The following is a 25,302-nucleotide window of genomic DNA, read 5'->3' on the forward strand; positions in this document are numbered from 1 at the left end:
GACTGGTTGATCAATTTCCTCTAACTGTGGTGGAAAAAAAGAGAAATCACTCTGACGCAACGAACGTAGATTGATTGGTATCCGGGGATAGGCCTGTGGAGGAATCGCGATCCGGCAAGAAACCGCCGGTTCGTCAGATCAGGTCAAGCTAAAAGATTCCAAAAATGACTGAAAAAGCCCGTTGACCATCTATGGGAATATACGTCAGATTGTATAGGCCGAAGGACGAGCCACTAAATCTGGTAGCAATAACCAGAAATGGCATCGGACGAGGGACGGAATGCAAACCAGTATGACGTGAAACCGTATTTACGGTTCTGCGCTGTTATCGGCAGCGCTTGGTCCCTTGCGTCTCAATATTCCGGCAGGGCGGGCGGCACACCGCGACATCAAGATTTTGTGCCGGGTACTAAAATTTGGACAGATCGTAGCTGGGGCAGCGGACATGAAAATTGAAAGAAAATTCACCAAACCTGGACAGGATGCATATGCCGATCTGGATTTTGTGTCCGCAACATCCGAGATTCGCAATCCGGACGGCACAATCGTATTCCGTCTCGACGAAATCGAAGTGCCCGCAAAGTGGAGCCAGGTCGCCAGCGACGTCATCGCGCAAAAGTACTTCCGCAAGGCGGGTGTTCCGTCCAAGCTGAAGAAGGTTAAGGAAAAGGACGTTCCTGAATTCCTGTGGCGTTCGGTCCCAGCTGATGGCGCTGAATTTGATGGTGAGACGTCTTCGAAACAGGTGTTCGACCGTCTCGCAGGCGCTTGGGCCTATTGGGGTTGGAAGGGCGGCTATTTCTCGACCGAGGAAGACGCGCGCGCCTATTTCGACGAGATGCGCTATATGCTGGCGACCCAGCGTGCTGCACCGAACTCGCCGCAATGGTTCAACACGGGTCTGCACTGGGCCTATGGCATCGATGGCCCGGCGCAGGGTCACCATTATGTCGATTACAAAACCGGCAAGCTGACAAAATCGAAATCCGCCTACGAGCATCCGCAACCACACGCCTGCTTTATCCAGTCAGTGGACGATGATCTGGTGAACGAAGGTGGCATTATGGATCTGTGGGTGCGTGAGGCGCGCCTGTTCAAATACGGCTCTGGTACCGGGACCAACTTCAGCCATCTACGCGCAGAAGGCGAGGCGTTGTCGGGTGGCGGTAAATCCTCGGGCCTGATGGGCTTTCTCAAGATCGGCGACCGCGCCGCTGGCGCGATCAAATCAGGCGGGACAACCCGTCGGGCAGCAAAGATGGTGATCGTCGATGCGGATCACCCGGACATCGAGCAATTCATCGAATGGAAGGTGATCGAAGAGCAGAAGGTGGCCTCGATCGTTGCCGGATCAAAGATGCACGAGAAGATGCTGAATGGCATTTTCGAGGCCATCCGCAGCTGGGACGGCGCGCAGGATGATGCGTATGATCCCAATAAGAATGACAGCCTGAAGAAAGCGGTTCGCGAGGCGAAAAAGGTCGCGATCCCAGAGACTTATATCAAGCGCGTGCTGGATTACGCCAAGCAGGGCCACGACAGCATCGAATTCCCGACCTATGACACGGACTGGGATTCGGAAGCCTACAGCTCGGTTTCTGGCCAGAACTCGAACAACTCGATCCGCGTGACCAACGCGTTTCTGACTGCCGTTGAGAAAGACGCCGATTGGGAACTGATCAACCGTACCGACGGCAAGGTTGCTCGCACCGTCAAAGCGCGCAATCTGTGGGAGAAAGTCGGCCACGCAGCATGGGCCTGCGCCGATCCGGGCATCCAGTTCCACGATACCGTCAACGAATGGCACACTTGCCCCGAAGACGGTGAGATTCGTGGATCGAACCCGTGCTCTGAATACATGTTCCTCGATGACACGGCTTGCAACCTGGCGTCGATGAACCTGCTGACCTTCCTCAAGGATGGTGAGTTCCAGGCAGCCGACTACATGCACGCCTCGCGTCTGTGGACCCTGACACTAGAAATCTCGGTGACGATGGCGCAGTTCCCGTCGAAGGAAATCGCGCAACTGTCCTATGACTTCCGCACGCTGGGTCTAGGTTATGCGAATATCGGCGGCCTGCTGATGAACATGGGCTACAGCTATGACTCGGACGAGGGTCGGTCGATCTGTGGCGCGCTGACCGCAATCATGACCGGTGTGGCTTATGCGACCTCAGCTGAGATCGCCGGAGAGTTGGGGCCGTTCAAAGGCTATGAGCGCAACGCCGACCACATGCTGCGCGTCATCCGTAACCACCGCCGCGCATCGCAGGGCGTGACCGAGGGTTATGAGAAACTGGCGGTGAAGCCGGTGCCTCTGGACCACGGCAACTGTCCGGATAAACGTCTGGTCGATCTGGCCATGTCCGCTTGGGATGAGGCTCTGAGCCTCGGCGAGAAGAACGGTTATCGCAACGCGCAGGCCACAGTTATCGCACCGACCGGCACCATCGGTCTGGTGATGGATTGCGACACGACCGGGATCGAGCCCGATTTTGCGCTGGTTAAGTTCAAAAAGCTGGCCGGTGGTGGCTACTTCAAGATCATCAACCGTTCGGTGCCTTCGGCGCTCGAGAAGCTGGGCTATTCCTCGGCTCAGATCGAAGAGATCGTGGGCTATGCGGTTGGTCATGGAACCATCGGCAATGCGCCGGGGATCAACCACACCTCGCTGACTGGTCACGGCTTTGGTCCGAACGAGCTGGCCAAGGTGGACGCCGCGCTGGAAAGTGCTTTTGATATCCGGTTCGTCTTCAACCAGTGGACACTGGGCGAGGATTTCTGTACCGGCGTTCTGGGCATCCCGGCGACCAAGTTGAACGATCCGACCTTCGATCTGCTGCGCCATCTGGGCTTTACCAAAGCGGATATCGACGCAGCCAACGATCACGTCTGCGGAACGATGACGCTGGAAGGCGCGCCGCATCTGAAAGAAGAGCATTACTCGATCTTCGACTGCGCCAACCCGTGTGGCAAGAAAGGCAAGCGTTTCCTTGGGGTTGATAGTCACATCACCATGATGGCGGCGGCACAAAGCTTCATCTCGGGCGCGATCTCGAAAACGATCAACATGCCCAATGATGCGACCATTGAGGATTGCCAGAAGGCTTATGAACTCAGCTGGTCGTTGGGTGTGAAGGCGAACGCACTCTATCGTGACGGCTCGAAACTGTCTCAGCCTCTGGCCGCGGCGCTGGTCGAGGATGACGACCAGGCGGCGGAAATTCTGGAAAGCGGTTCAACGCAGGAAAAAGCTGTCGTTCTGGCCGAGAAGGTGATCGAGAAGGTTGTGGTCAAGGAAATGATCCGCAGCCACCGCGAGAAACTGCCCCATCGCCGCAAAGGTTATACCCAAAAAGCCATCGTTGGCGGCCACAAGGTCTATCTGCGCACCGGTGAGTTCGAAGACGGCAAGCTGGGTGAGATTTTCATCGACATGCACAAGGAAGGCGCTGGCTTCCGAGCGATGATGAACAACTTTGCCATCGCCGTGTCAGTCGGTCTGCAATACGGCGTGCCGCTGGAGGAGTTTGTCGACGCCTTCACCTTCACCAAGTTCGAACCTGCGGGAATGGTTCAGGGCAACGACTCGATCAAGAACGCTACGTCGATCCTGGATTACATATTCCGCGAACTGGCCGTGTCCTATCTGGACCGTACCGATCTGGCCCATGTGAAGCCCGAAGGCGCAACCTTTGACGATCTGGGTCGGGGCGAAGAGGACGGCCTGTCCAACGTCTCGGAAATCAGTGAAACTGCGGCGACCAAGTCATTGGAAGTGTTGAAACAAATCAGCTCGACCGGCTATCTGCGTAAGCGTCTGCCACAGGATCTGATGGTCTTCAACGGTGGTCAATCTGATGTGACCGGAATGGCGGAGACCGCAGCGACATTCGAAGCTCCTGCTGAAACGGCGGTTGCGACAGGAATGGACGCCCGCACCAAAGCAAAGATGCAAGGATACGAGGGTGATCCCTGCGGGGAATGTGGAAACTACACACTGGTGCGCAACGGCACCTGCATGAAGTGCAACACTTGCGGTGCGACAAGCGGGTGTAGCTGAGTTTAGCGCCCCGGCAACCCGGGGTGCAGGGGTCGGATAGCTGCCACAGGTACCGACCCCGACGAATACGGAGCAAGGCGCTGAGACTTACCATCGATGCCTTGGTCCACTCGGCCGACATGCCCGTGTTGGCCGGGAACAGGGTGGGGCGGAATATTTGCTCCCTCCCACTCTCTCACGGGGCGGGTGCGCTCGTCCCATGCGCAGTCCAGGCCGCAGGCAAAAAAACACCGGGCGGTCAACGAAATGAGCCTGGAAGGCGAAACTGACAGGGGGCTTCGGCCCCCTTTCTTTTTTCAAGTGCGAGTCGGTTTTTGAGCAGGGGATTGCCAGATTATCTTGCCCGGGTCGGGCAAGAGTTGCCGAAACCTGTGTGGGCCATTTTGCCCGGCAAACCTCCGCAGATGCGACTCGGACAAACACGCAGAGATTGGCTCGAATTGAGCAAAATCAATCGGAGCGGGTGACTTGTCCTTTGGGTGGCTTTCTTTTGGCGCTCGTCCGGACACAAACACTTAAGAAAACTCACTCAGGAGGCAAATATGAAACCGCAGAAATTGGCCGTAATCTCGGCGCTGGCCCTTGGACTTCCGACATTGGCGTTGGCCCAGAACGCAGCTGACACCAACGGCGATGGCGTGCTGACAATCGACGAGGTTCAGGCCGTTGTGCCAGAAGTTGACGCCGAGGGTTTCGCGCAGATGGACGCAAACGGCGACGGCGCGCTAGATCAGGATGAGATCACAATCGCCCAACAGGCAGGACTGTTGCCGCCCTCCAACGGTTGATCCACTTAGAAAAATGGCGGCCCGATTTATTCGGGCCGCTTATATTTCAGTAGGTTACGAAGGCAAGTGAATGTTAAACCTGTCGCGGAGTTCGGCATCCAGAAGAGGATCAAATCTGGCCGAGGATGGCACCGCCAGAATCTCTTCTTTCCGCTTCACCGCTTTCTCGATCAGATCAGGTTTTCCAAGTTCAACCCATTCTTTTGGAGACGAACGGTCGCCAAAGGTTGGATAGACGTAGTCCGCCTGCATACGGCCCAGTGTCGCATCTGTCCCTAGATAGTGACCGGGGCCGCCCATGCAGACCTCGGCCATCTGATCCAGCGCCAGAGTTTCATCCGACACTTCAATTCCACGTACGCAGCGCTGCGCTTGTCCGATCAGATCGTCGCTTAGGATTAAGCTCTCATGGCAGAAGCCCAGCAGTGAGGCGTGCATGCCTGCGGCCTCATAAACCATATTCAGGCCCGAAAGTCCGGCCATGACGTTCGAGCACATCTGTTCCCAACCGGCCTGCATATCAGGCAGTTTCGCGTCCGATGCTCCCGCGGCGGCTCCGCCAGGCAGGTCATAGAAATGGTGCATTTGGGCACAACCAGCGGTTAGCAGGGCTTGTTCCCCAGAGCCGATAGACATTGCACCGGTGCGCAGATCCAACCCAAAGGGCCAGGTGCCAAAAATCGCAGGCGCACCGGGCTTTACGGCGTTTACATAAACCAAACCGGCCAGACATTCAGCCGTGGCTTGCGTTATCGCCCCGGCAACTGTCGAGGGCGCTGTCGCTCCGGCCATGCCGGCGGACAGCAGCAGAACCGGCATGCCGGCCTTGATGCATCCCTCCATCACCTCGCAGCTTTCGGTGGCGAATTTCATCGGTGGTACAACAAAACAGTTGGAGTTGGACATGAAAGGCCGTTCGCGCCACTTGTCCTCTCCGCCTGCAATCATGTGCAGCATTTCGATCGCGGGTGCGACATGGCTGGGTTCAGTGAAAGACGTGCCGATGTGTTTGAACGTACCGGAAGTGGTGGCGTAGACCGTGTTCAGGTCCATCTCGAGGTTGTCCGCAATATCGCGGCACACCATAGGACGTTGAACAAAGTGAATGTTTTCAAGCTGTTCACAGATGCGGGATGCATCGTGGAGATCCTGAAGGGTCGAATCACGATATTCCTGCCCGTGCACATCGACCATGCTGACCGCCGCCCCGGCCGTTCCATAGTGAACCCGGTTGCCCGACAGCTCCAGATCGGACTTTCCATCCCGGCTGTACAGCGTGACCGAACGATTTGCTTTGGCGATAATGTCTTCGACCAATGCACGCGGGAAGCGGATGCGGCCATCGTCGCCTAGGAAACAACCGGCGGCCACCAGATAATCGATCCCGCTTTGTGGCGCATCGGCAAGTCCAATAGTTTCCAGCGCGGTCAATGCGGCCTCATGGATACGCTCAATCTGGTGCTGAGTTAGAACCTTTAGCGTTCCACCCTCCATGCCAGGTCGAATAGGGCGCAAATGCTCTGGCAGTGCCGAGGCGCGGGCTGCACGGCGCGCAGCGCGGCCACCGCTACGGGATGAGTTTCGGGTTTGTTCGTTCATTTTGGAATCCGGTCGAAGAAATGCGTATTGGGTTGAGTGAACTCAGACCGCCGCTGGTCGCCCTCGTGCCGCACGTCCACGATCCGCTCCGATGGTGCGGCTAACGAGACGTATTTTCCAAACTTCGTTGTGCATTGTGTTCCAATCTAACTGAGCTCATAGTTTCAACGCTCAGCGTCACAATCTGTTCTGTTTGCGACCTGCAAATGAATTTCCGCGCAAAAATTTCACCGGCGATGGGAACAGGTTAAATTGATATACAGAAATGTTTTTTTTCCGTTACGCTAAAAATCTGTTAACCTATCCCTAGTTAATTTTGAGACAACTGTTGGTTTAAATTGGAAGTAGGTGCGGATTTTCCTTCTGTTGGATATCGCCGCATTCTTTTATGGAACGCTTCTGGTTTGTTGGAGGGCTTGATGAAGTCAACGATTGCCGCACTCGTCATCGCGCTGTTCGCAGGTGTCGGGCCGGTATTGGCAGAAGACTGGACCGGAGCATATGCAGGTTTCAGTTTCGGTTATGCGGATGTTGACGGATCAGGCAATGTTGGCGGAAGCGATGTCGGTTTTGGCCCTGTGATCGGATACGACTACGATTTTGGAAATTTCGTGTTGGGTGGTGAACTGGAATACAACTGGCTCAACCTTGATCTTGGCCAGTCGGAAGGCAGTTTAGACAGCATGTCGCGTTTGAAATTACGCGGGGGCTACGATTTCGGCTCGGCACTGGGATACGTCGTCGTCGGCGCAGCGCGGGCTAGCACATCGGGCGATAGCGACACGGCAGCAGTATACGGCATCGGTGTGGCTTATCCTCTGGGTGATCGCTTCGTGATCAGTGGCGAGGCGTTGAGACAGGATTTTGAGAATGTTCCTCAGTCAGGTGGGAAGCTTGACGCAAACGTCTTCAACCTGCGCACTACATTCCGCTTTTAACAAACGCTTTAGGTAGGTTGAATAAACCACTTCGCGCTCTTCAAAACCACCAATCAGATACGATTGGTTAAGGTTGCTTGAACTTTCTTGGGGAGCGACGTGCGTATGATATCGTAGGATGATTCAAGGCGGTGGCGCATTTCTTCAGATTCTGTTGACCAGGGCAGACGAACCCAACTGCGATGGAAGTATGGTGCCTTGATCCCAACTCCAGCATCGATCAGCATTTGGGCAGTCTCAATGTCAGGTGTCTTGACTGACACCCCATCCCCGACTGAGCCGACGCAGGCGAACATTTTGCCGCCCACTTTCCAAGCGTCGTGACCTCCGCCCCAAGGATCGGAAAGCTCGGCCCCGGGCAGTTCAGCGCAAATGGAATAGACGTATTCACGGCTCATGAGAGGCAGAGTGCCGATACGGCTGGTAAAACTCAAGACTTGGCTCAGCGTAGAACTCGTGCTACCCACGGCGCATGAACCAGAAAACCTGCATCATTTTTTGCTGCATTACCTGCTGATTTATCAAGCGGGCCGGTTTCTTTCGTTTTCATCCCTGAGACAAGTTGCTAAGCCCGCGCCAACGCGTGACGAACATGCTGTTTCAGGAGCACGACCCGATGACGACGATCAAACTGCACAACACGAGGACACGGACGAAAGAGGATTTCGTGCCGATCGATCCAGGCAATGTGCGGATGTATGTCTGTGGTCCGACGGTTTATGACCGCGCCCATCTTGGGAATGCGCGGCCCGTGGTGGTGTTCGACGTGCTCTATCGTTTGCTGCGGCACGCTTATGGTGCGGATCACGTGACCTATGTGCGCAATTTCACCGATGTGGACGACAAGATCAACGCTACCGCTTTGGCGCGAAAACAGGCCGGGGCCGAAGGCTCTCTGGAGCAATTGGTTCAGGAACGCTCGGACGAGACCATAGGTTGGTATCTGCATGATATGGGCGCGCTTGGGGCGATGGAGCCCACGGAAATGCCGCGCGCAACACAGTATATCGCGCAGATGATTACGATGATCGAGAACCTGATTTCCAGGGGGCATGCTTATGCTGCCGAGGGGCATGTCCTGTTTGCGGTGGACAGTTGGAAAGAAGACTATGGCAGGCTGTCGGGTCGCTCGGTCGATGACATGATTGCCGGTGCGCGGGTTGAAGTCGCGCCTTACAAGAAAAACCCGATGGATTTCGTGCTGTGGAAGCCTTCGACCGATGAGTTGCCTGGCTGGGACAGTCCTTGGGGACGCGGGCGTCCGGGTTGGCATATTGAATGCTCGGCTATGAGCTATGAGCTGTTGGGCGAGAGCTTTGATATTCATGGCGGCGGCAACGATCTGATGTTCCCGCATCATGAAAATGAGATTGCTCAGAGCAAATGCGCACATCCGCATGGAGAATTCGCGCGCGTCTGGATGCACAATGAGATGCTGCAGGTCGAGGGCAAGAAGATGTCCAAGTCGCTGGGCAATTTCTTCACCGTGCATGACCTGTTGGAGCAAGGTGTGCCCGGCGAAGTGATCCGGTTTGTATTCCTTCAGACACACTATCGTAAGCCAATGGACTGGACCGAGAAGAAGGCGCGTGAGGCGCGATCAACTCTTGGACGTTGGTACTCGCTGATGTTTGACAATGAGTTTGGCGAAGTAGATTCGAAAGTGATTGATGCACTTTCCGACGATCTGAATACATCTGCGGCGATCACAAGACTTTATGAACTTGAAAAAAATGGTGAAGTCTCTGCACTTCTTGGGTCGTTGAAATTCCTCGGATTCGATATGCCTGCCTTCAAGAGGCACGTCGAGAGTCAAACACAGCATCTTCTTTCTTCGCTAGATAATGGCCTGCTGGAACAGGCGAAACACAAACTTGAGAAAGCGCGATCGCTTGCCTTGCGGAGCAAGGATTTCTCTGAGGTCGATCGCCTTAAGGCGGCTTATATCGCGGCAGGGCTAGAAGTTCGGATGAGTAAGGAGGGTGTGGAACTAGTGAGAGGCTCTGGATTCGATGCCACCAAGCTGGAGGGGGTCGAATGACCAAGGAACGCCTTTATCTCTACGACACCACCTTGCGCGACGGGCAGCAGACGCAGGGCGTACAGTTCTCGACTGCCGAGAAGGTTCAGATCGCGCAGGCATTGGATGGGCTTGGTCTCGACTATATCGAAGGGGGGTGGCCCGGGGCGAACCCGACCGACAGTGCGTTTTTTGAGCGCGCTCCCAAGACCTCGGCCCGTATGACCGCGTTTGGGATGACCAAACGCTCTGGTCGGTCGGCAGAGAATGATGACGTTTTGGCGGCCGTCATGAATGCCGGAACGCCAGCCGTTTGTCTGGTGGGAAAGTCACATGATTACCATGTGACTCACGCGCTTGGCATCTCGTTGGAGGAAAACACTGAGAACGTAAGGGCTTCGGTCGCGCATATCGTGGCGCAGGGGCGTGAGGCCTTGTTCGATGCTGAGCATTTCTTTGATGGCTATAAGGACAACCCGGAATATGCGGTTGAGGTCTGTCGTGCAGCGCTTGACGCCGGTGCACGGTGGGTCGTCTTGTGCGATACCAATGGCGGCGCGTTGCCCGCCGAGGTCGGGCGGATCGTGTCTGAGGTGATTGCGGCCGGTCTGCCGGGGGACCGATTGGGCATTCACACCCACAATGATACCGAAAACGCAGTGGCCTGTTCTCTGGCTGCCGTCGACGCGGGTGCGCGGCAGATTCAGGGCACTCTGAACGGGTTGGGAGAGCGTTGCGGTAACGCCAACCTGACCGCTTTGATTCCAACACTGATGATGAAAGGACCCTATGCTTCACGCTATGAGGTTAACGTGAAGCCCGAGGCTTTGGCTGGGCTGACCCGAATCAGCCGGATGTTGGATGACATCCTGAACCGCGTGCCCAGCAAGCAGAGCGCCTATGTCGGCGCGTCGGCGTTCGCACATAAGGCCGGGCTGCATGCCAGCGCGATCCTCAAGGATCCGACGACCTATGAGCATATCGATCCTGCAAGCGTCGGCAATGCGCGCATCATTCCGATGTCTAACCAGGCCGGGCAATCGAATCTGCGCAAACGTCTGACCGATGCGGGGTTGTCGGTCGAAGCGGGTGATCCAGCGTTAGGGCGTATCCTTGAGCGGATCAAACTGCGCGAGGCCGAGGGCTATTCCTATGACACCGCGCAGGCCAGTTTCGAGCTGTTGGCGCGGGATGAGTTGGGGCAATTGCCCGAGTTCTTTGAGGTCAAGCGCTACAAGGTGACCGTTGAGCGCCGGAAGAACAAATACAACAAGATGGTTAGCCTGTCAGAGGCGGTTGTTGTTGTGAAAGTGGATGGCGAGAAGAAGCTGTCGGTCAGTGAGTCGCTGGATGAAAGCGGCAGTGACCGTGGTCCGGTGAACGCGCTGGCAAAGGCTTTGGCCAAGGATTTGGGGCAATATTCGCAGATACTGTCGGATATGCGGCTGGTCGACTTCAAGGTGCGCATCACTCAAGGCGGGACCGAGGCGGTGACTCGCGTGATCATCGACAGCGAAGACGGGCAGGGACGGCGCTGGTCCACTGTCGGTGTCAGCGCGAACATAATCGATGCCTCGTTCGAGGCGCTATTGGACGCGATCCAGTGGAAACTGGTGAACGATTGCGCCCCGCAGTCCGCGGCAGCCGAATAAGGTGGAGTTCGACGACGACGTCAAGGCTTGTGCAGCGCTGGTGCATCGGGCCGATCCTGATCGCTTTATGGCGGCCATGGCCGCACCGGTCGAGGCACGGGCTGTCCTGTTCCCGATCTATGCGCTGAACGTCGAAGTGGCCCGCGCTCCATGGGTGACTCAGGAGAGCATGATCGCTGAGATGCGGCTGCAATGGTGGCGCGATGCCTTGCAGGAAATTGCCGAAGGTCCATCCGTGCGTCGGCACGAGGTTGTCACGCCGTTGTCGCGTATTCTCTCACCGCATCTGGCGGCGAAATTGGATGAATATGTCGCCGTAAGGCGTTGGGATATATACCGCGATCCGTTTGAGGATGAGGAGCATTTTGACTCCTATATCGATCACAGCGCCGGATCGTTGATGGTTGTGTCGGCGCAGGCTTTGGGAGCGTCGGATGAGACTGTTCTTCGAAATTTTGGTTATGCGGCCGGGATTGCGAATTGGATGCGTGCTATTCCCGAGCTCGAGTCGCGAGGTCGTATCCCATTGTTAGATGGCACACAGGATGGTGTTCGGACCTTAGCGCAGAAAGCGTTGGACCGGCTGGCGCGTGCGCGATCTGCGCGTGGCGAAATATCGGCGGCAGCACGGCCAGCACTCTTTGCAGGGTGGCAGACAGAATGGGTGCTGCAGGCGGCCTTGGCACGGCCAGAACGTGTGGCTGCGGGTGCCTTAGCGCAGGGCGAAGTTCGCCGTCGGTTTTCTTTGATCAAGACAGCCGCGACAGGGCGCTGGTAAGTCAGGCAGTTTGAGGGTCTGACGGCCTTAGCACCAGCCACAACAGCGCGCCTCCTGCCAGTGTCAGCAGCGGGATCATTGCTAAATTCACGGCTGTCCAGCCCTCGACCGCTGAGCCGCCCGAGCAATTCATCAGCCCGCCGGACGCCAACGACGCAAAGGTGACGCCGCCAAAGACCATAAGGTCGTTCAGGCCCTGCATCCGCCCGCGCTCGTGCACTTCGTGCGAGTCGGCGAGCATGCTGGTGGCGCCGATGAATCCAAAGTTCCAGCCGATTCCCAGCAGGATGAGGGCGACGAAAAAGTTACCCAGATCTACACCCTGCAGGGCAACAAGGCCCGCGCCGCCGAGGATGGCCAGACCAAGGGCCACGATTTTTTCAACGCCAAATCTTGCAATTAGGTGGCCGGTGAAAAAGCTGGGAATATACATCGCCAGTACGTGGCTGGTTACGATATCTGCGGCATCACCTTCGGTATATCCGCATCCGACAACGGCCAAAGGTGTCGATGTCATCACAAGGTTCATCAACGCGTAGGAGACCATCGCGCAGATGATCGCCACCGCGATGCGCGGGGTTTTCAGCAGCTCCAGCCGCGTGCGGCCCTTGGGTTCATCCTCGGTGGGCTTGGGTGGAGTGGGAATATCAAGAAAGAAGAAGAGGGTAGAACCCAACACATTGATTGCAATCACAGCCAAATAAGTGCCCAGAAACGGGATCACATAGGCTTGCGAGGTCAGCTTTACGATCTGTGGGCCAATGATGGCCGCCGCGAGCCCCCCGGCCATGACGTAAGAAATTGCCTTGGGCCGGAACGCATCAGAAGCGGTGTCGGCTGCCGCAAAGCGATAGAATCCATGTGCGCTCATATAGATGCCGGTCAGGAAGCTGCCAACAAGGAACACAGGGAATGAGCCGAGATAGAGGCCGTAAGCCCCGATAATGCCACCGGTAGCACCCGCTGTGGAGCCTACAAGGAACCCTGCGCGGCGTCCCCAGCGTTGCATGATGGCCGAGATCGGCGTGGCCGCCAGCATCGAACCCAGAACGATCAGTGAAATCGGCAGCGTCGCGAGGCAGGCGTTGCTGGCCAGCGATTGCCCGGCCAATCCGCCGACAATGAACATGATCGGCATCTGCGCACCCAAGATCGCCTGGGCCGCCACCAGAACGGCGACGTTTCGTTTGGCCTGACTGTCGTCGGGGGTGGCAGTGATCATTGTCATGGGCGAATGGTTATCTACGATTGAGACTAGGCACAAGCGGCTTGCATATGCGGCACATCCGCCTAACGTGCGGACGAGGATCACTTATCGGAGAGCGCATGTCCGTCGGACGCATCATCGAAACCCCGGACTGCGTGAGTGAAGGGGCCGAATGGCTGGCAGGGGCCTGCCCCCGTATGGCCTATGCGATGGAGCAAACCGGCCCTCTGCCGCTCAGGCGCAAGCCTGACGGGTTTGCCCAACTGCTCAGCGCCATTGTCAGCCAACAGGTCAGCGTGGCCTCGGCAAACGCGATCTGGAAGCGGTTGCAGGACGCAAAACTGACCGGCCCGCGCAAGATCATTTGGGCCACGGATGATGATCTGCGGGCGGTGGGTCTCAGCCGTCAGAAAATCCGTTATGCCCGAGCCTTGGCCGAAGCGCGGATCGACTACAAAGCACTTCGTGATGCCCCGGATGACGAGGTGGTCGCAATTCTGACCGAGGTACCGGGAATCGGTGTCTGGACCGCTGAGATTTATGCCATGTTTTCGCTTGGTCGCGCTGACGTGATTGCGCCGGGTGATCTGGCGTTGCAGGAAGCGGCTCGAATTCTTTACGATCTGCCAGAACGACCAAAAGACAAAGAGTTACGTCAGATGGCTGAAGCATGGTCGCCCTGGCGATCGGTTGCGGCCCGGGTGCTGTGGGCCTATTACCGGGTCGCAAAAGACAGAGAAGGGATCAGATGACACGAGTTTTGAATGCGCTCCGAAAAGAGCCGGTTTCGGGGGATACACGCTCGGTCGTTGTGTTCGTTCATGGTTATGGCGCCAATGGGGCTGACCTTTTGGGGCTGGCCGATCCGCTGGGGGAACATCTGCCGGATACTCTGTTCGTGTCACCCGACGCGCCGGAACAGATCCCAGGTATGCCCAATGGGTTTCAATGGTTTCCGATTCCGTGGATTGATGGCTCGTCCGAAGAAGAGGCCCGCCGTGGTATGGAAATGGCCGTCGAGGATTTCAACGCGTTCCTCGACGCGCTGATGGTGGACGAGGATGTCCTGCCCGAACAGGTTGTGCTGTTCGGTTTCAGCCAGGGTACGATGATGAGCCTGTATGTCGCCCCGCGCCGTGAAGATCCTGTGGCCGGAATTGTCGCGTTCTCGGGTCGGTTGTTGGAACCTGACTTGTTGCCGGACGAAACCGTCAGTCGGATGCCGGTGCTGCTGGTGCATGGCGATGCCGATGATGTGGTGCCGCCGCAATCGCTGCCTGAGGCGGCTGAGGCGTTGCAGGCCGCTGGTTTCAAAGAGGTCTACGCCCATGTGATGAAAGGCACCGGCCACGGGATCGCTCCGGATGGCTTGAGTGTTGCACTGGCCTTCATGCGGGATAAGCTCAGCCTCTGATCTCTGGGCGTCTACTAAAGGAGCATTTGATGCTGATCGTGACAGGTATTGTGGAAGTTGCCGAAGCAGGCGTCGAAAAAGCCTCGGTTGCTGCGCAGAAAATGGTCGCGGAAACCCTGAAAGAGCCAGGATGCATGATCTATGAGTTCAGCCAAGTTCTGGGCCATGCGACCCGGTTTCGGGTTTATGAAGAGTGGCAGGATCAGACTGCGCTGGAAGCCCACTTTGCGACCCCGCATATGGCCGCGTTTCAGGCTGAATTGGGTGAGGTCGGCGTGACCTCAAGCGAGATCTACCGCGTGATCGGGGGCGAAAAGCAGCCGCTGCGCTAGCCGGTCAGTCCCATAACCAACCTTCTGAGAACTCGACCGAATTGCCCGCCGGGTCTCGCACATACAGCGACAAGGCCCCATTGGGCCAGTCAAATTCGGCGTCGATAGGGATGTTCCAGTCCAACAGGTGCTTGCGCATCACTGCGATCTCGTCGCGGGTGAGGACAAGACATACGTGACCGGGGCCGCGAGCGCCATGTGGTGGGACCGGAAGTTCCGGGTTGCTCGGCGGTTTTTCAGTCTCGTCGGCAATGAACAACAACAGGACTGACCCGCCGATCCGATAGAAGACATGGCGGTTGGTCGCGCGCTGAATCTTTTCGAGGCCCAGTATTTGACCGTAGAAATCCTCGGCCGCGTCCAGATCGTCGACATAAAGTGCGGCTTCAAGGATCGCCGACGGGGCAGGAATGTCTGGTTTGACTTTCATGCCGTAAGTATATCACATCACGCAGTTTTTGTCATCGACGCGGACGTCGGTCGCGTTTGCGTGCTGGCGCTGCACTTATTGAAGGCATCGGCAGGCTGTCCCACTGACCGGGGTCAAGGCCGTCCAAAAACCAGTCGCCGATCCGTGCACGGATCAGGCGCAGGGTTGGATGCCCGACTGCTGCGGTCATCCGGCGAATCTGACGATTGCGGCCCTCGCGTATGGTCAGTTCGACCCAACTGTCCGGTACGGTCTGGCGGGCACGTATCGGCGGGTTTCGGGGCCATAAGCCTTCGGGCTCGTCAATCAGACGGGCCTTGGCAGGGCGTGTCAGCCCGTCCTTTAGCTCAATCCCATCGCGCAGTGCCTTCAGCACGGCCCCATCCGGGATACCCTCGACTTGAACCCAGTAGGTCTTGGCCATCTTGTGCTTGGGATCGGATATCTGTGCCTGCAACTTCCCATTGTCGGTCAGCAGCATCAAACCTTCGCTGTCCCGATCCAAACGCCCGGCAGGATAGACGCCGGGCAGATCGATGAAATCCGACAGCGTGCTGCGAGGTGAATCCGCATTGGCGCGGTCTGTGAACTGCGGCAACACATCATAAGGTTTGTTAAAGCGGATAAACCAGGACATGCCCCCGCCATACCGCCCGGACCACGGCAGCGCAACCTGTGGATAAATGTTACTTATCTGTTACGGAATCGGCCTAAGCATTACTCGAGATGTTGTGTAAAATCGGGACTTGTCAGAGTTTTAACACGATATATAGTTAAGTTAAGGCCGGGGCGGGTGTTCCCCGCTCTGATGTCACAAACGGGCAGTACAGAGCGAGGAGCGATTCTGTTATGGACGGAGACTTCAGGACCGAATTTGTCAGGGAACCCGGTGCGCTAAGGCATCATCCGGCATTGGTTCTGAACGCTGATTATCGCCCGCTTTCGTATTACCCGTTATCTCTGTGGCCCTGGCAAGAGGCGATCAAGGCGGCCTGGTTGGACAGGGTGGATATTGTGGCCGAGTACGACGAGGTCGTCCGAAGCCCGAGCACCGAAATTCGAATACCTTCGGTCGTTGTCCTGAAAGATTATGTAAAACCCAGAAAGCGCGTGGCCTTCACGCGCTTTAATTTATTTTTGAGGGACGAATTCAAATGCCAGTACTGCGGGAGCCGCGGAGAACTGACCTTTGATCACGTCGTCCCGCGCGCTGCCGGAGGTGTGACCAGTTGGCAGAACGTCGTGGCAGCCTGCAGCCCATGCAATCTGCGTAAGGGGTCAAAGTCGCTTCGGCAGGCCAGAATGTCTCTGAGTAAACCGCCGCGTCAGCCGGACGCTGAAGCCCTTAGAAATATTGGTCGCAAGTTCCCACCCAACCATCTGCATGATAGCTGGATTGATTTCCTGTACTGGGATGCCGAATTGGATCAGCAATAACACCTAACGCACGCGCCAAGCTGCGATCCAGACCAGGACCAGACCCGCCGAGAACAATCCATTCCAACCGGCCATTGATATCCCGAACATTTCCCATGGAATTTCATCACAGCGCGCTAATGGGGCGGACATGATCTGGTTCATCAGTTCTTCGGCGCTGAGGCCTCCAATATCACCAGAAGTGCATGTTGATGGGCCTTCCCACCAGCCTTGTTCGACACCCGCATGATAGAATCCGACCCCTGCGGTTGTGGCTGCCGCAAGGGCTCCCAACAGGGGCAATGGTCGAATGCCCGGAAAGGCGAAAGCAAGCACACCAAGAACGATCGCCGCGCCGTGCGGATAGCGTTGCCAGATGCACATTTTGCACGGCGCAAACCCGCCGATGTATTGAAATCCCCAAGCACCTAGCAATAGGGCGGCCGAACCTGTGGTTGCAATAAGTATGAGCGTTTTCTTGGTCATAGGTATTTTACAACTAGGAAGCCACCAAACAGCAGCACGATGAACATGGTGAACATCAGACCCAACCGCTTTTCGATGAAATCGCGGATTGGCTCACCAAATTTCCACAGCAGTCCGGCAACAAGGAAGAACCGCAATGCGCGTGCCAGAATCGAAGTGGCAATGAAAGTCCCCAGCGGCATCCCGGTCCAACCGGACATGATTGTGATGACCTTATAGGGGAACGGAGTTACCCCAGCTGCGAGCACAGCCCAGAAACCGAAATCGTTGAAGCGGGTGTTAAATTCTTCCATCGCGTGGGCCTTGCCCATGGCTTCGAGAATTGGCTGCCCGAGGCTCTCGTAGAAGAATGCCCCGATGGCGTAACCCAGCATTCCGCCCAGTACAGATGCCACTAAGGCAACGGTGGCGATCAGCCAGGCGCGCGATGGTCTCGCGATGATCATCGGAATCATCAGGACGTCGGGTGGAATCGGAAAGAAGGAGCTTTCAACAAAGGCCACAATGGCCAGTGCCCACAGCGCATGAGGATGTTCGGCCAGACGAAGGGTCCAGTCATAAAGTGGTCGTAACATAAAGAACTGTTGTCCTGATAACTGTTGTTGCAAGGCAAACCACGCACCTGCCTGACCGTCAACCTCCGTCGCCGAAACAATCGATGCTCTGGTTGTTTTTTGCCTCTGGACCTTCCTGCGCTTGAGCGCTAATCCATTGTTCGTGGCCCAAGTGGCGGAATGGTAGACGCAGGGGATTCAAAATCCCCCGGTAGTGATACCGTGCCGGTTCGAGTCCGGCCTTGGGTACCAAAGTAAAAACAGTAGGTTAGGGGAACCGACCTGCTGTTTTTTCTTTTTGGCGATTTTGTTTTGTCACAGAGAAAACTCGCAATCCTGCGCTAGTCGGTAATTTGGCTATATCAAGATACATTATTCGGTGACTGGTTAGACGTTCAGAAAATCGAATCTTTTGAGTTTTCGGTAAATATCTTATTTTGTTCGGTATTCGCCGTATTGGTTTGAGTATCGAATGCTCTCGATGGGCATCGCAACAGATCTTCAAGGGTGGTCGGTTCTTATTCAATACCCGGTCATTTCCAGATACCCTCGTCCTAAATGGCTGCCAGAGATCGTGACGGGGCCTTCCCAATACTCGAACCGAGTCCCCATCCAGGCTTTGGGTGTTAGGGCCGATGCAACTACATCAATACCTTTCTCAGGTAGTGATATTTGCCATCTGGTAGGTATATCGCGTTGAACGACGTGGTTTGTTTCTAGTGGTGTCAATAGTACCGATCCGTCCGGCAGAGATGTTGTTTGCCCATTTGCCTCGATCCATGTGGCAGCTGTGAAATCCCCACGTTCCCCACGCAGGCGAAACGCCATCAATTTGTCGCCGTTGTCAAAGCTGAGCGAAAACCAGTCCCAACCGCTTTGATCTTCGGCCAAAGGTTGCGAGGACCATTCGCGGTCCAGCCAGCCCTGTCCAGTTACTTCGATGTCTTGATTTGGTAGGTGAAGGATACCTTCTACTGTGTAGAATGGCTGTGAATAATAATAGCTGGCCTGCCCATCGGCAGATTTCACGGAATAACCCCTGTCGCCGTGGAACACCAATGGGCCTTGCGCTTGTAGGCTTAAGTCGTAACCAAAATCTGATCCTGACGCGCTAAGACTCAATTGGGTTAAATCACCTCCACGCATATGCCACTCGTCGATCCAGGCTTCGAAAGGTTGGGCGGTGACACCGGCCTGTCCGATACCTCCACGGGATAGCCGTTCCGCGAAATAGTGCGTGTCTGATGTTGTTACGGCTGCGTGACCCATCCAGATCTGAGGGCTCTGCCAGCCTTCTATCTCAGTTGGTTTCAGGGCCGACCGGAATAAAGTCCATTGAACACCATAGTCATTGCCTTCTGCGTCTTTGAGATTTGCAGTCAGATACCACCATTCTATCCGGTAAGAAGGGTGCGGGCCGTGATCTTTCGGGAACTGGAATTGGTAACCTGCTTCAGGCCGCGCAAACCCTTCGGCATTAACTCCCAGTCCGGCATAGCCTTGTGCCCAACTGGCTATGGGGAATATTAAGAATAGGAAGAAAGCTCTAACGTTCATTGGCAAAAACCTGTAGCAAAGCCGCAGGTGGCAGGCGGAGCAATCGCCAGGCAGGCCAAGCGGCGGCAAGAGTTGCGGCAGTCAATGTCAGCAGAAACAGCGCCAGCCAATCACCCGGAAACAGATGCATAGGCAGACGCCAACCGAATGCCTGCACGTTGATCACGGCAAGCAATACCCAAGCCAATATCAGCCCGAGTGGCAAAGCCAGACAGGCAGTTAAAGAAGCAAGCAGGGCGCTGCGCAAAAGCTCTAGCTGGGCAAGTTTCGAACGTGTCAGGCCCAACGCCCAAACCGGCGCGACCTGAGGCAAGCGTTGGGTCCACAACGTCAGCAAACTGGTCAGGATCGCAAATCCTGCGACCCCTAAGGTCAGCACATTCAGGGCTGAAGTGATGACAAAGGTTTTCTCAAAAATAGCAAGCGACCGGGCCTTCATGGCAGCTTGTTGCACCACGGCCGTGGGCGACAGTTCAAACTGGGCACGCAACGCTTGCGCCAACTCCGTGGCTTGCTCTGGCGCAATGCGGATTCCAAAGCGCCGGGTTTCCGTATCCGGAGCTATCCGATCCAGTATTGGCATTGATACGATCGCCTGTCCGGTTGGGTTCCCGTAGTCGGAATAGACCCCGCTTATGGTCAGAATATGATCCGGCGTGATCGCCACCGTATCTCCCGGCCACAAATTCGCACGGCGGGCAAGTTGTTCGTTGATCAGGATTGCGCCCCGGTTCAGGACGCTGTCCCAGACATCAGGTTCTTTGGCGATCAGTGGCCAGTTTCGGCGATAGCTTTGGTGATCAACGATTCCATACAGGAAAAGCGGTCCGGTTTCGTGCGTTATCTCTGTACTGCGGATCGGAAGGATTGCTGAAGTTCTTGTTGTAAGCCATTGGGTAATCGCCTCAGCTTGGGTTTCATCCTCAACGGTCACGTAAAGCTCTGAAGTTAGACGTTGATCCAGCCATCCGGTGAAAGTCAGGCGGAAACTGGAAACCATGGTTCCAACTCCGATATTTGCCGCCAGCGCCAGCAATAGGGCCATTAGCGCCAAGGAAAGCCCGGGCAGTTGCGCGCGCATATCGGCAAGAACCCATTGTGTGACCGGCTTTTTTGCTTTTTGGATCAACAAGCCCAACACAGCTGAAATGAAGAGTGGCAGTACCAATGCAGCCCCAGTCAGTGCCCCGGCGAGCAGTGCAAATCCGGCAATAAGACCACCGAAAGTAGTGTAGGCAATGATGCCCAAAGCAATCAAAGCGAATCCAAATCCGCCAGAAATCCAGGCAGATATCTTTCCGCCTCCCCAGGCCTGCAAGCCGGGTCCGGCGAGTATGGGCATGCGGGAAAGCCGCCAGAGCGCTTGCCCGCTTGCAGCCAGAGTGCCACCTGTTGCCATGGCAAGACCTGCGGCGACCCATTGAGGACGCAGTGACATTTGCCCGTCGATTGGTGCTCTGTAGAGGCCGCGTAAGGTAGAAGCAACGTCTGGAAGAAGCGCGCCGGCCAGGAAATATCCCAGCCCAAGCCCGAATAGGCCTCCGATCAGAGCCAGCAACAAAAGTTCACCCAGAACAATCCCGATCAGGTTCCGCATTGGAAGACCCAAGGCCCGCAATGTTCGGATTGTGCCGCGCCTCTGCGCGAAAGCTAGGCCGACGGTACCGTGGACGATGAACAAACCAACTGCGAATGACAGCAGACCAAAAGCAGTCAGGTTCAAGTGAAAACTGTCGGTGAGTTGGGTGGTATCCAATTGTGAAGATGGTGCAATACGCTGCAGTTCAGGTGCGATTTCCGACAGAGGTGGCAATTTGCGAGGCTGATCCGGCAAAATTGTCAGTCGGGATATTTGATTGGGGCGGTTGAGCAGTTGCTCGGCTACTCCGATATCTGTAAGGACCAGATCAGGCGGTAGCGCGCCGCTGGTAAGAATTGGTGGAAATCGGTCAGCGGATTGAAATACCTGCGAAAGTTGAGGCGACATCAGGAGCCGTCCCGGAGCTGTCAGCATATCAGCCGGATCTGGCGCATTGGTGCTTTGCTCGAGTTGCATAATGGCGGGCAGGGCAGGATAAGCGACCATATCCACGCCCATTAGGCGTATTGAACGGCCATTTACGCGCAGTGTGCCCTCGAGCACCGCGGCCACCTGCCAGCCTGCGCGTCTGAGTTCCGTATATCGCGACAGAGGGATCATGGACCCGGTCGCTCGCAGCTCGTCAAACTGTCCAATGGCAAGCTGTGCGCTGGCGCGCTCATAACTGGCGCGCGCCTCGGCGTTGATCGCTTGTACCGCCGACCAGAGGCAGGTCGCCAGCGCGATGCCGGTCAGAAGGGTCAGCAACTGCAATGGATGCGCCCGCCAATGGGACAGCAACGCCTGGACTGCAGCGCGTGTCATTCGATCCGTCCGCCTGTCAAATGGGCACGACGGTCCAGTCTGCTGGCGATCTCGTTCGAGTGGGTGACCAGCAAGAGGGCGGCCCCTGTATCGGCCACCAATGAAAGCATCAGATCCAACACTACCGCGCTTGCTGTCTCATCCAGATTACCCGTCGGTTCATCAGCCAGCAGTAAACGCGGCCGGATGGCCATGGCCCGCCCGATGGCAACGCGCTGTTGCTGCCCACCCGATAGCTGTTCAGGGAAGCGGTTCCGCAGATCGGCCAGTCCAAGACGCTTGGTCAGATGCTCGATCCACTCTGGGTCCTCACGTTCAGCAAGCCGCGCGTGGATTGAGAGGTTTTGAGCGATGGTCAGCGACGGGATCAGATTAAACTGCTGGAACACCAATGACAGCGTATTTCGGCGCAAGGCAGCACGCTCAATGTCATTCAGAGACGACATGGGCCTTCCATCCAGAGTGATTTCCCCGCCATCGAACCCATCTAAAGCGGCAACCAAGTGCAGCAAAGTGCTTTTGCCGCTGCCGCTTTCCCCGGTCAGCGCCAGGGTCTGGCCTTGTTCCAAGGTCAGCGAGACATCATTCAGGACCGGGCGTCCGCCGGGATAGGATTTTTGGACGTGATCAATCGATAGCAACATTTGAACACTCATTCGTTCTGTCACAATGTGCAGCGCAACGAAACAGTGTCCAGAGCAGAGATCGGTTCTATTCGCCGCAGCCCCGCACCTTGAGGGCGGGGTTGTCCAGCGCGCGCGAAAGTTCCATGCTGGCTGCAATCGGAACAAAGGCCATCTATATGACATTGTCGCAGCAGATTATTTGGGGCAGCTTTTACTTAGGTATTTGTTTTCTGATCGAAATCATGTTGCTGACATGGTGCGTTCTGGTCATCCGCAAACTCGTCGAAAGATGGGAGACCCGGAGCACGATCCTGGCAACCGCGGGCCCCATCAGCGTAGCGCTTGTGTTCATTGTGCTCACGCATACGGTACAAGTCTGGATTTGGGCGATTGTGTGGGTGTGGGGCGATGTACTGCCGGATTGGAATTCGGCCCTCTATTTCTCGTTGGTGACTTTCACGACGCTGGGTTACGGAGACATCGTATTGGGCGAAGGCTTGCGTATTTTCGGCGCATTCGCCTCGGTTACTGGACTTCTTGCCTTTGGGCTGTCTACGGCATTCCTCGTCGCCCTGATGACGCGAGTGTTTGAAGAACGGTTCTTGAACTAGAGGATTGGTGCAAACAGCCGTGCGAGCGGCGCAAAAAACCGGATGTGGAACGGCTGCTGGGGCAAGTCGCGTGTCAACTCGTAGCTAGAATGAAAATCGGTTTCCAGCATGTCAGATACAGCACCTGCCGCGCGGGGATCAAAAAACAGCGCCATCGCCTCAAAGTTCAGGCGGAAAGATCGGTTGTCCAGATTGGTGGTACCAACAGCTGCCAGTGTATCGTCAACGACAAACACCTTTTGATGCATAAAGCCATCGGTATAGCGAAACACACGTGCACCGCAGTCGCGGATTTCATCGAAATAGGCAAATGCCGCAAGCCAGGGCAGGCGATGGTCAATGACATCGGGCACGAGAATCCGCACATCTACGCCGCGCAACGCCGCGTGCTGCAACGCGGTCATGATGTCGATGTCGGGCACAAAATAAGGTGAGGCGATCCACAGCCGTTCCTTGGCCTCGGCGATGGCAGAAAAGAACATCATCGCGCCGGTTTCGGTATCATCGCCCGGACCAGTAGCGACCAGCAACGCGTTCATGTCCTGTTCAGATTCACTGCCTGCCCAATCGAGCTTATCGATCAGGTCTTCGTTGCGTGCCCAGTGCCAATCTTCGGTAAAGATCAGTTGCAACTGCCGCACAACGTGACCGGTCATCTTAATATGCGTGTCCCGCCAACGCCCGAACCGAGGGCTTTGCCCTAGATACTCGACACCAATGTTGTGGCCGCCGATGAAGCCTGTCTCACCGTCAATGATCACGGTTTTTCGATGGTTGCGATAATTGAGTTGAAAGCGGAAGTTCGGCCCGCGCTGTTCGCGCGGATCAGCCACATCCACACCCGACCCGCGCAGTGTTTCCAGATAGCTCGACGGCAGGCCATAGCTTCCTACGGCATCAGTCATAAACCGAACATGAACGCCGCGTTTGACCGCCGCAATCAGCCGATCTTGTACTTTTCGCCCCAGCTCATCATCGCGCACGATGTAGAATTGGATCAGGACATAATTCTTTGCCCCGTCGATTGCGTCCAGTATTGACTGAAACGTGGCATTACCATCAATCAGTAATTCGGCCCCATTGCCGCGTGAGACGGGTAGGTGGGCCAGAGCCTCGAATGGCCGCGGATTAATGCGCATCGTCTTAGGATCAGGTTTCGAGTAGTCGGCAAAAGTTTTGATCCCTTCCACCACACGTTCGCTTTCCTGTCGCGCGATGCGATAGCCTTTGAAGCGGTGGTGCCCCAGAAACAGATAGAACGGAACGCCAAACACCGGCGCAGACAGCAGGAAAACCACCCACCCAACTGCACCCTGAGGTGTACGCGCCGTTTGCGCAGCGCGCACGGCAAAGACGACCGCTAGGCAATAGAGAGCAAACAGAAAAAACGAAACGAGCAATGTCCACATGAGCGCGCAATGATCCGGTTTGTTTAGTTGGCCCCAGTGTAGATGCGCGACCAGTCATTGGCCATATCAACGATGACCCACCCCATGTCAGGGCCTTTATCCAACCCGTCGACCAGCCGACCGATCGGACTTTCGCGGTCATAGGCCCATTCACGGTCCGCATCAGTGTGGTGTATCAAAACGCCCAGCCGTGGCCCGTCGCCTGCGGTGGTCCATTCAAGCATGGCAAAATCCCCGTCCGAGTTTCCCCCAGCAAATATGGGGCGCTTGCCGATGGTGCGCTCGATGTTGATTGGCTTGCCTTCTTTGTCATCGATGAAGGCGATGCCGGGGGCCTTGTTGATTACAGGTGTGCCGTCCACGCTGTCATAGGTTGTTTCTCCATACGTGCCCAGAATCTGTTCGGGCGGGATGCCATAGGCCTGTTCGGCGAAGACACGCATGAAATGCAGACCGCCGCCCGATACGATATAGGTTTTGAAATCCTCATCCCGCAGATAGCGCAACAGCTCGACCATCGGCTGATAGGTCATCTGGTCGTAGGGCAGATCGGTTTTGGGATGTCGTGCAGTATCGAGCCAATCGGCGACCGACGCTTGGAAAACTTCAACGCTGCTGCCGGAATGCGACGCGTTAACCACTTCGATCAGAGCGTCGTGCCCACCTTCAAGAATGGTTTGCAGATCACCCTCGGCGGCCGCTTTCAGGGCTGGGGTCGATAAGATCGATGGGTCTTGTTCAGCAAGCTCTGCCAGTTGGTCCATGGCAAATATGAACTGAAAATAGACCGGTTGTTCAGCCCAGAGCGTGCCGTCATTGTCAAACACCGCGACCCGGTCGGCGGGGGTGACATAGTTCGGCCCTCCTGGATCTGTGACGTTGCCAATGAACTCAATAATCGTATTTTTTGAATCAGAAGCGTTCCAACTCGGAAGTGGGTCTGCGAACAGTGTAAGGGGAGTGTAGCTGAGCACGGCAGCTAGAGCGGCGTAACGCATATGACTCTCGACATCTTCAA

23 protein-coding genes and 1 tRNA gene are annotated in these 25,302 nt (G+C 56.1%); 12 read left to right on the top strand and 12 right to left on the bottom strand.

Features of this window, described 5'->3' with window-relative positions; all coding sequences use genetic code 11:
- Positions 1-445 precede the first annotated feature (445 nt).
- Both ACR3EJ_RS12395 and ACR3EJ_RS12400 read left to right on the top strand, forming a co-directional pair.
- The gene (locus ACR3EJ_RS12395; RefSeq protein WP_170539909.1) at positions 446-4,063 is read left to right on the top strand and encodes a vitamin B12-dependent ribonucleotide reductase; all 3,618 of its coding nucleotides are present in this window, start codon (positions 446-448) and stop codon (positions 4,061-4,063) included.
- 542 nt (positions 4,064-4,605) lie between these two features.
- Positions 4,606-4,851, top strand: a complete 246-nt coding sequence (locus ACR3EJ_RS12400) for an EF-hand domain-containing protein (RefSeq protein WP_170539906.1) — start codon at positions 4,606-4,608, stop codon at positions 4,849-4,851.
- A gap of 54 nt (positions 4,852-4,905) precedes the next feature.
- Here the strand turns inward: ACR3EJ_RS12400 and ACR3EJ_RS12405 are convergent, their stop codons facing one another.
- Positions 4,906-6,450 carry a trimethylamine methyltransferase family protein gene (locus tag ACR3EJ_RS12405; RefSeq protein ID WP_170539903.1) on the bottom strand — a complete coding sequence of 515 codons (1,545 nt, stop codon included), beginning with the start codon at positions 6,448-6,450 and terminating at the stop codon, positions 4,906-4,908.
- 419 nt (positions 6,451-6,869) lie between these two features.
- Here ACR3EJ_RS12405 and ACR3EJ_RS12410 point away from each other — a divergent pair, with 419 nt between their 5' ends.
- A complete protein-coding gene (locus tag ACR3EJ_RS12410; protein ID WP_170539900.1) occupies positions 6,870-7,388 on the top strand; it encodes an outer membrane protein in 519 nt (172 codons plus the stop codon).
- Positions 7,389-7,441: 53 nt separating this feature from the next.
- Here ACR3EJ_RS12410 and ACR3EJ_RS12415 read toward each other — a convergent pair whose 3' ends face one another.
- Entirely contained in the window at positions 7,442-7,786 is a 345-nt protein-coding gene (locus ACR3EJ_RS12415; protein ID WP_170540420.1) for an MmcQ/YjbR family DNA-binding protein, read from the bottom strand.
- 218 nt (positions 7,787-8,004) lie between these two features.
- Between ACR3EJ_RS12415 and cysS the strand changes: the two genes are divergently transcribed.
- The 3 genes from cysS to ACR3EJ_RS12430 are packed head-to-tail and all read left to right on the top strand — an operon-like array spanning position 8,005 to position 11,838.
- Positions 8,005-9,429, top strand: a complete 1,425-nt coding sequence (gene cysS, locus ACR3EJ_RS12420; RefSeq protein WP_170539897.1) for a cysteine--tRNA ligase — start codon at positions 8,005-8,007, stop codon at positions 9,427-9,429.
- On the top strand, positions 9,426-11,060 hold the full coding sequence (gene cimA / locus ACR3EJ_RS12425) for a citramalate synthase (protein ID WP_170539894.1): 1,635 nt from the start codon (positions 9,426-9,428) through the stop codon (positions 11,058-11,060). The genes cysS and cimA overlap by 4 nt, the downstream gene beginning before the upstream one ends.
- Before the next feature lies 1 nt (position 11,061).
- Positions 11,062-11,838 carry a squalene/phytoene synthase family protein gene (locus tag ACR3EJ_RS12430; RefSeq protein WP_170539890.1) on the top strand — a complete coding sequence of 259 codons (777 nt, stop codon included), beginning with the start codon at positions 11,062-11,064 and terminating at the stop codon, positions 11,836-11,838.
- A 1-nt stretch (position 11,839) separates the two neighbouring features.
- Here the strand turns inward: ACR3EJ_RS12430 and ACR3EJ_RS12435 are convergent, their stop codons facing one another.
- Positions 11,840-13,066 carry an MFS transporter gene (locus ACR3EJ_RS12435; protein WP_170539887.1) on the bottom strand — a complete coding sequence of 409 codons (1,227 nt, stop codon included), beginning with the start codon at positions 13,064-13,066 and terminating at the stop codon, positions 11,840-11,842.
- 98 nt (positions 13,067-13,164) lie between these two features.
- Between ACR3EJ_RS12435 and ACR3EJ_RS12440 the strand changes: the two genes are divergently transcribed.
- Genes ACR3EJ_RS12440 through ACR3EJ_RS12450 form a run of 3 tightly spaced genes read left to right on the top strand, consistent with a single transcriptional unit; the run spans position 13,165 to position 14,791 of the window.
- A complete protein-coding gene (locus tag ACR3EJ_RS12440) occupies positions 13,165-13,797 on the top strand; it encodes a DNA-3-methyladenine glycosylase family protein (RefSeq protein WP_170539885.1) in 633 nt (210 codons plus the stop codon).
- Positions 13,794-14,459, top strand: a complete 666-nt coding sequence (locus tag ACR3EJ_RS12445; RefSeq protein ID WP_010440258.1) for an alpha/beta hydrolase — start codon at positions 13,794-13,796, stop codon at positions 14,457-14,459. Before ACR3EJ_RS12440 ends, ACR3EJ_RS12445 begins: the two co-directional genes overlap by 4 nt.
- 29 nt (positions 14,460-14,488) lie before the next feature.
- A complete protein-coding gene (locus ACR3EJ_RS12450; protein WP_170539883.1) occupies positions 14,489-14,791 on the top strand; it encodes a putative quinol monooxygenase in 303 nt (100 codons plus the stop codon).
- Positions 14,792-14,795: 4 nt separating this feature from the next.
- Here the strand turns inward: ACR3EJ_RS12450 and ACR3EJ_RS12455 are convergent, their stop codons facing one another.
- A complete protein-coding gene (locus tag ACR3EJ_RS12455) occupies positions 14,796-15,221 on the bottom strand; it encodes a VOC family protein (RefSeq protein WP_170539881.1) in 426 nt (141 codons plus the stop codon).
- 31 nt (positions 15,222-15,252) lie between these two features.
- The gene (locus ACR3EJ_RS12460) at positions 15,253-15,858 is read right to left on the bottom strand and encodes an rRNA large subunit pseudouridine synthase E (protein WP_170539879.1); all 606 of its coding nucleotides are present in this window, start codon (positions 15,856-15,858) and stop codon (positions 15,253-15,255) included.
- A 212-nt stretch (positions 15,859-16,070) separates the two neighbouring features.
- On the opposite strand from ACR3EJ_RS12460, the gene ACR3EJ_RS12465 reads away from it, so the two are divergent.
- On the top strand, positions 16,071-16,658 hold the full coding sequence (locus ACR3EJ_RS12465; protein WP_010440254.1) for an HNH endonuclease: 588 nt from the start codon (positions 16,071-16,073) through the stop codon (positions 16,656-16,658).
- Between the two features lie 3 nt (positions 16,659-16,661).
- On the opposite strand, the gene ACR3EJ_RS12470 is transcribed toward ACR3EJ_RS12465, so the two are convergent.
- Complete coding sequence (locus ACR3EJ_RS12470; protein WP_170539877.1) at positions 16,662-17,123, bottom strand: disulfide bond formation protein B; 462 nt, start codon at positions 17,121-17,123, stop codon at positions 16,662-16,664.
- Positions 17,120-17,698 (bottom strand): YqaA family protein, encoded by a 579-nt coding sequence (locus tag ACR3EJ_RS12475; protein ID WP_170539875.1) that lies wholly within the window; start codon positions 17,696-17,698, stop codon positions 17,120-17,122. Before ACR3EJ_RS12475 ends, ACR3EJ_RS12470 begins: the two co-directional genes overlap by 4 nt.
- A gap of 145 nt (positions 17,699-17,843) precedes the next feature.
- On the opposite strand from ACR3EJ_RS12475, the gene ACR3EJ_RS12480 reads away from it, so the two are divergent.
- Positions 17,844-17,929, top strand: a tRNA-Leu gene (locus tag ACR3EJ_RS12480).
- A gap of 270 nt (positions 17,930-18,199) precedes the next feature.
- On the opposite strand, the gene ACR3EJ_RS12485 is transcribed toward ACR3EJ_RS12480, so the two are convergent.
- The 3 genes from ACR3EJ_RS12485 to ACR3EJ_RS12495 are packed head-to-tail and all read right to left on the bottom strand — an operon-like array spanning position 18,200 to position 22,282.
- Positions 18,200-19,234: a lipocalin-like domain-containing protein gene (locus tag ACR3EJ_RS12485; RefSeq protein ID WP_170539873.1), complete on the bottom strand. Its 1,035-nt coding sequence runs from the start codon at positions 19,232-19,234 to the stop codon at positions 18,200-18,202.
- Entirely contained in the window at positions 19,224-21,638 is a 2,415-nt protein-coding gene (locus ACR3EJ_RS12490) for an FtsX-like permease family protein (protein ID WP_170539871.1), read from the bottom strand. Before ACR3EJ_RS12490 ends, ACR3EJ_RS12485 begins: the two co-directional genes overlap by 11 nt.
- Positions 21,635-22,282, bottom strand: coding sequence for an ABC transporter ATP-binding protein (locus ACR3EJ_RS12495; protein ID WP_170539869.1), 648 nt, complete (start codon positions 22,280-22,282; stop codon positions 21,635-21,637). The genes ACR3EJ_RS12490 and ACR3EJ_RS12495 overlap by 4 nt, the downstream gene beginning before the upstream one ends.
- Positions 22,283-22,440: 158 nt before the next feature.
- Here ACR3EJ_RS12495 and ACR3EJ_RS12500 point away from each other — a divergent pair, with 158 nt between their 5' ends.
- Entirely contained in the window at positions 22,441-22,875 is a 435-nt protein-coding gene (locus ACR3EJ_RS12500; RefSeq protein ID WP_170540417.1) for a potassium channel family protein, read from the top strand.
- On the opposite strand, the gene cls is transcribed toward ACR3EJ_RS12500, so the two are convergent.
- Together cls and ACR3EJ_RS12510 are read right to left on the bottom strand one after the other, a co-directional pair.
- Positions 22,872-24,284: a cardiolipin synthase gene (gene cls, locus ACR3EJ_RS12505; RefSeq protein ID WP_170539866.1), complete on the bottom strand. Its 1,413-nt coding sequence runs from the start codon at positions 24,282-24,284 to the stop codon at positions 22,872-22,874. The two genes, ACR3EJ_RS12500 and cls, sit on opposite strands and share 4 nt — an antisense overlap.
- Before the next feature lie 23 nt (positions 24,285-24,307).
- Positions 24,308-25,282 (bottom strand): HAD family hydrolase, encoded by a 975-nt coding sequence (locus tag ACR3EJ_RS12510; protein ID WP_170539863.1) that lies wholly within the window; start codon positions 25,280-25,282, stop codon positions 24,308-24,310.
- Positions 25,283-25,302: the final 20 nt, after the last annotated feature.

This window comes from Ruegeria sp. AB11 (assembly GCF_056536325.1).